Source organism: Pontibacterium sp., assembly GCF_041587635.1.
Taxonomy (GTDB): domain Bacteria; phylum Pseudomonadota; class Gammaproteobacteria; order Pseudomonadales; family Balneatricaceae; genus Pontibacterium.
On the sequence record NZ_JBFGYC010000387.1, the window covers coordinates 1 to 3,971 of the forward strand.

A 3,971-nucleotide genomic window follows, 5' to 3' on the forward strand; every position below is an offset into this window, starting at 1 on the left:
ACACTGATATTGGCTGGGCGAGAGCGAGGTTAACTGCTTTAGCAGTTGGTGAAACGCTGACGTATTCATGGAATGCCATCCTCAAACATCATACTTATATTTAAGAATGGCAGGTTTACAACAGTTTACTCAGACATAGCCTTTTTTATGCCTGATAAAAGCCGCCATACAGACTAATCGCAACACGCGCCAACGCCCGGCATTTAAAATAGGTTCCATCATCCAAAAACGCTCATAACACACCGACTTTCACACCGATCAAATATATAGAGAGAATCACCAGAAAAGCGATAGAAATTGGTACAAAGGAACACTTAAACCGCCAGTTCAGCCCATAAGACTTTATACGTAAAACCCACTCCAACACCCTATATATCTATTATTATTCAATGAGTTATATAATGTTTGAGGTTTACCAAACTTTAAGTATGCACAGCTTGATGTAACAGAGACTCCCTCTCTGTTAATTTGATTTGGTGTCTCGCTGGAAACACAAAAAAACCAGTGAAAAAACAAAAATTACAAAGAGTTAACAGACATGTTGAATTTTCTCGGAAAGTTTAAAAAACAGATCGTAACGGGCTCTCTCGCTGCTGCATTGACCATTGGTTCAGTCGCTACCTCTACAGCACAGGCTGCTGAACATAACTGGCGTTTTGCCAACCTGTACACACGTGGTACTGCTTTTGGTGAAGTGTATGGCAATCTGGCGAAGAACATCGAAGAGATGTCTGGCGGCCGCATCAAAGTGAAAATGATGTATGCCGGTGAAGGCGTCGATACCAAAGGTATTCTGGGTGCCGTCAAAACGGGCCTGATCACCATGGGTGCAACCTTTCAGCCAATGAATGCCGGTGAACTGCCAGCAGGTATTGTTGAAGTGGGTCTGCCTGGTGGTACATCCGATGTCGCAGAACTCAGCACTCTGTTCCATGAAAAAGGCTGGGGTGAAGTACTGACCAAAGCGTATGGCGAACAAGGTCTGGTTTGGTTGGACCCTTACATTCAGCCACCGGTTTACCTGCTGACCAAAAAGCCAATCAACACCATTGCAGACTTTGAAGGCCTGAAACTGCGTGCGCCGGGTGCATACGGTAAATTCGTACGCGAACTGGGTGCATCTCCTGTATCCCTGACGTGGAGCGAAATCTACACCGGTCTGGCAACAGGCGTTATCGACGGTTCTATCGGTTCTAACCTGATCGACCACCGCGATGGTAACCACGTTGAGGTTGCTAAATACATGTACCGCTTGCCACTGGCAGGTGCACAGGTACTGCCTGTATTCGTTAACCAGAAAGCATGGAACAAACTGCCTGCTGACCTGAAAGCGATCGTTAAGGCTGCGACATCTGTACACGCTCGCGAACAGATGACTAAATCCCGCCTGTGGGAAGCTCAGGCTGTTGCAGATATGGAAGCGAAAGGCATGAAGTGGAGCCCTGCGCCAAGCGATACTGACAAAGCACAGTGGAGCAAAGCCGGTGAATCCCTGTGGGCTGAGTACGCTAAAGAGGACAAATTCAGTAAAGAGCTGATTGACCTGTTAGGCGCGAAGTAATCTCTCCCAGAGAGTAAAGAAGAAGCTTCTGGCCCAGGTCAGAAGCTTCTTCGTCTCAGCTAAAGCATCATCGGCTGGGGTCCAATACATCGTTAAAGGATGTACTCTTTTCATCCCGCTCCCCTCAAGACTGTACTATCATGTTCGCTACCTTTCTTGGGGCTTACTGCTCAAGTGTTGAGTTTCTGGTATCACTGATCGGACGCAGCATCTCTATTCTGATGCCACTGATTGCGTTTGTTGTCGCATTCGAAGTATTTTCACGTTACTTCCTGAATGCACCCACTATCTGGGCTTACGATCTTTCACTTTTCTTCTCGTCGTATCTGGCTGCTCTTGGCGGTGCATATGCACAACAGAAGCAAGCGCATATTAATGTCGATATTTTGTATATCTCTGTATCGGCCAACGTGAAACGTATTTTTCACCTGCTCTCTGGCAGCTTAGCGATATTCTTCATGGCGATTATTATTTTGGTCTCCTACCAGAAGTTCGGCGAAGCCATGCAGTTTAATTACCGTCGCATGAGCGAATGGGCACCTCCGATGCACCACTTCTGGATCATGCTTATGGTGGCTGCTTCACTGATCGTCCTGCAAATCTCCAGCGATATGTTCAAAGACATCTATCACTTAATCACCGGACAAGACCTGCTCCCAACGGAAGAAGAAGATCTGGAGGACGCACATGGAAATTGAACTGCTCACAGGTATTCTTTTACTCTGTATATTAATCTCATTTGCAATCGGTACCCCGGTAGGTCTCGCACTCGGCGGGATTGCTATGATCGTTGGATATGCAACGTGGGGGGAAGGCATTTTCAGCATCCTGCCCAGTTCATTTGAATCCATCCTGTTCAGCTTTATATTGCTGGCGATCCCACTCTACATATACATGGGTCAGCTACTGACACGCTCGGGCATTGGCGATGCCATGTTTAATGCCAGCCAGATCATCATTGGCCGTGTTCCCGGCTCACTCGCGATCAGCGTGGTGGGGGTGTGCTCAATGATTGGCGCCATGGTCGGCATTATCGGTGCGGGCATCATGACCTCCGGCAGCATTGCGCTCAAACCGATGCTCGAACGTGGTTACGATCGACGTTTAGCACTCGGCGTTATCATGGCTGGTGGCGGATTGGGTATTCTGATCCCGCCAAGTGTCCCAATGATCATGTTTGCCGCATCCACCCAGAACTCCGTGGGCAAGATGTTTATTGCGGCACTGGTACCGGCGACCATCACGATTTTTATGCTCGTGACCTATATCGTTATCAGCTGCAAAATAAACCCGAAAAAAGCCCCGATGGGCACGGGTATAGAAGCAACCATGTCACCGCAGGAGAAATTCAGAACACTGCGTGATGGCCTGATGTCTGTGCTGCTGATCGTGTTGGTACTGGGAAGTATCATCAGTGGTATTGCGACACCTACCGAGTCCGGTGCAATCGGCATCGTGGGTGCCGTGCTGCTCGCCTTCTTCTTTAAACGCTTCCGGTGGGGACTCTTCAAGTCCGCAGGGTTGGAAACAGCCATGCTCGTCAGCGTGGCCATGTGGATTATTCTGGGTGCCACCCTCTTCAGTAACTTCCATCTGATGATGGGTATTCAGGATATGATCGCCGGATTTACGGAAGATCTGGGCCTGCCACCGCTTGGCGTCGTGATCATGATGCAGCTGGTGATGTTACTGCTGGGCTTTATCATCGACGAGTTCATTATCGTCCTGATGTGTGCCCCACTGTTCACCCCCATTGTGGTTGATTTGGGTTTTGATCCGATCTGGTTTGGCATCCTGATGATTCTGAATATCGAGATCGCGGTACAAACACCACCGTATGGATTTGCACTATTCTACCTAAAAGGTATCGCACCACCTGATGTAACAATGCTAGACATCTATAAATCAGTGACACCATTCATATTGATAAAACTTGCCGTTCTTATCTTCTGTTTGCTGTTCCCTGATGCCGTGATGTGGCTACCAAATAAGATCATGGGATAACCACGTGTATAAGAGTATTTTGATTCCAATCGACTTAGAGCATGTCGAGATGTTCCCCCGCGCTGTCGAAGTTGCCTTGCAACTGATCGATACCGATGGCGGGAAGATCCACAGTCTTTATGTAGATCAGGCAAAAGCGCACGGTATCGCGTTTGCCCAGCTCCCGAAGGAGATCACCGCACAAGCGCAACAGGAAACCAAGGCGGTCGTTCACTCACTCTTCAAGCAGCATGTGCCTGAAGCATTGCGTGGCTCCTGCCATATCCGACGGGGTGTCGTGTATGACGAGATTCTGGAAGAGGAAAAGCGGGTCAATCCAGAAGTGATCCTCATTGCAGCGGGCAAACCGGGCGTATCCAGTTATTTGCTCGGCTCCAATGCGGAGAAAGTACTGCGTCACGCACAG

The 3,971-nt window shown here is 48.6% G+C and carries 4 protein-coding genes; all 4 read left to right on the forward strand.

What is annotated here, in order from left to right; genetic code table 11:
* Positions 1-538: 538 nt before the first annotated feature.
* Positions 539-1,561, forward strand: a complete 1,023-nt coding sequence (locus tag ABYW01_RS16025) for a TRAP transporter substrate-binding protein (protein ID WP_372834585.1) — start codon at positions 539-541, stop codon at positions 1,559-1,561.
* 140 nt (positions 1,562-1,701) lie between these two features.
* Positions 1,702-2,259 carry a TRAP transporter small permease subunit gene (locus ABYW01_RS16030; protein WP_372834588.1) on the forward strand — a complete coding sequence of 186 codons (558 nt, stop codon included), beginning with the start codon at positions 1,702-1,704 and terminating at the stop codon, positions 2,257-2,259.
* On the forward strand, positions 2,249-3,565 hold the full coding sequence (locus tag ABYW01_RS16035) for a TRAP transporter large permease subunit (protein WP_372834591.1): 1,317 nt from the start codon (positions 2,249-2,251) through the stop codon (positions 3,563-3,565). The genes ABYW01_RS16030 and ABYW01_RS16035 overlap by 11 nt, the downstream gene beginning before the upstream one ends.
* 4 nt (positions 3,566-3,569) lie before the next feature.
* Positions 3,570-3,971: universal stress protein (locus ABYW01_RS16040; protein WP_372834593.1), on the forward strand; the 402-nt coding region annotated here is incomplete at its 3' end.

What these genes read in the sequence shown, in the direction of transcription:
- ABYW01_RS16025 (WP_372834585.1), top strand. Translation starts at nt 539, where the DNA reads ATGTTGAATTTTCTCGGAAAGTTTAAAAAACAGATCGTAACGGGCTCT.
- ABYW01_RS16030 (WP_372834588.1), top strand. Translation starts at nt 1,702, where the DNA reads ATGTTCGCTACCTTTCTTGGGGCTTACTGCTCAAGTGTTGAGTTTCTG.
- ABYW01_RS16035 (WP_372834591.1), top strand. Translation starts at nt 2,249, where the DNA reads ATGGAAATTGAACTGCTCACAGGTATTCTTTTACTCTGTATATTAATC.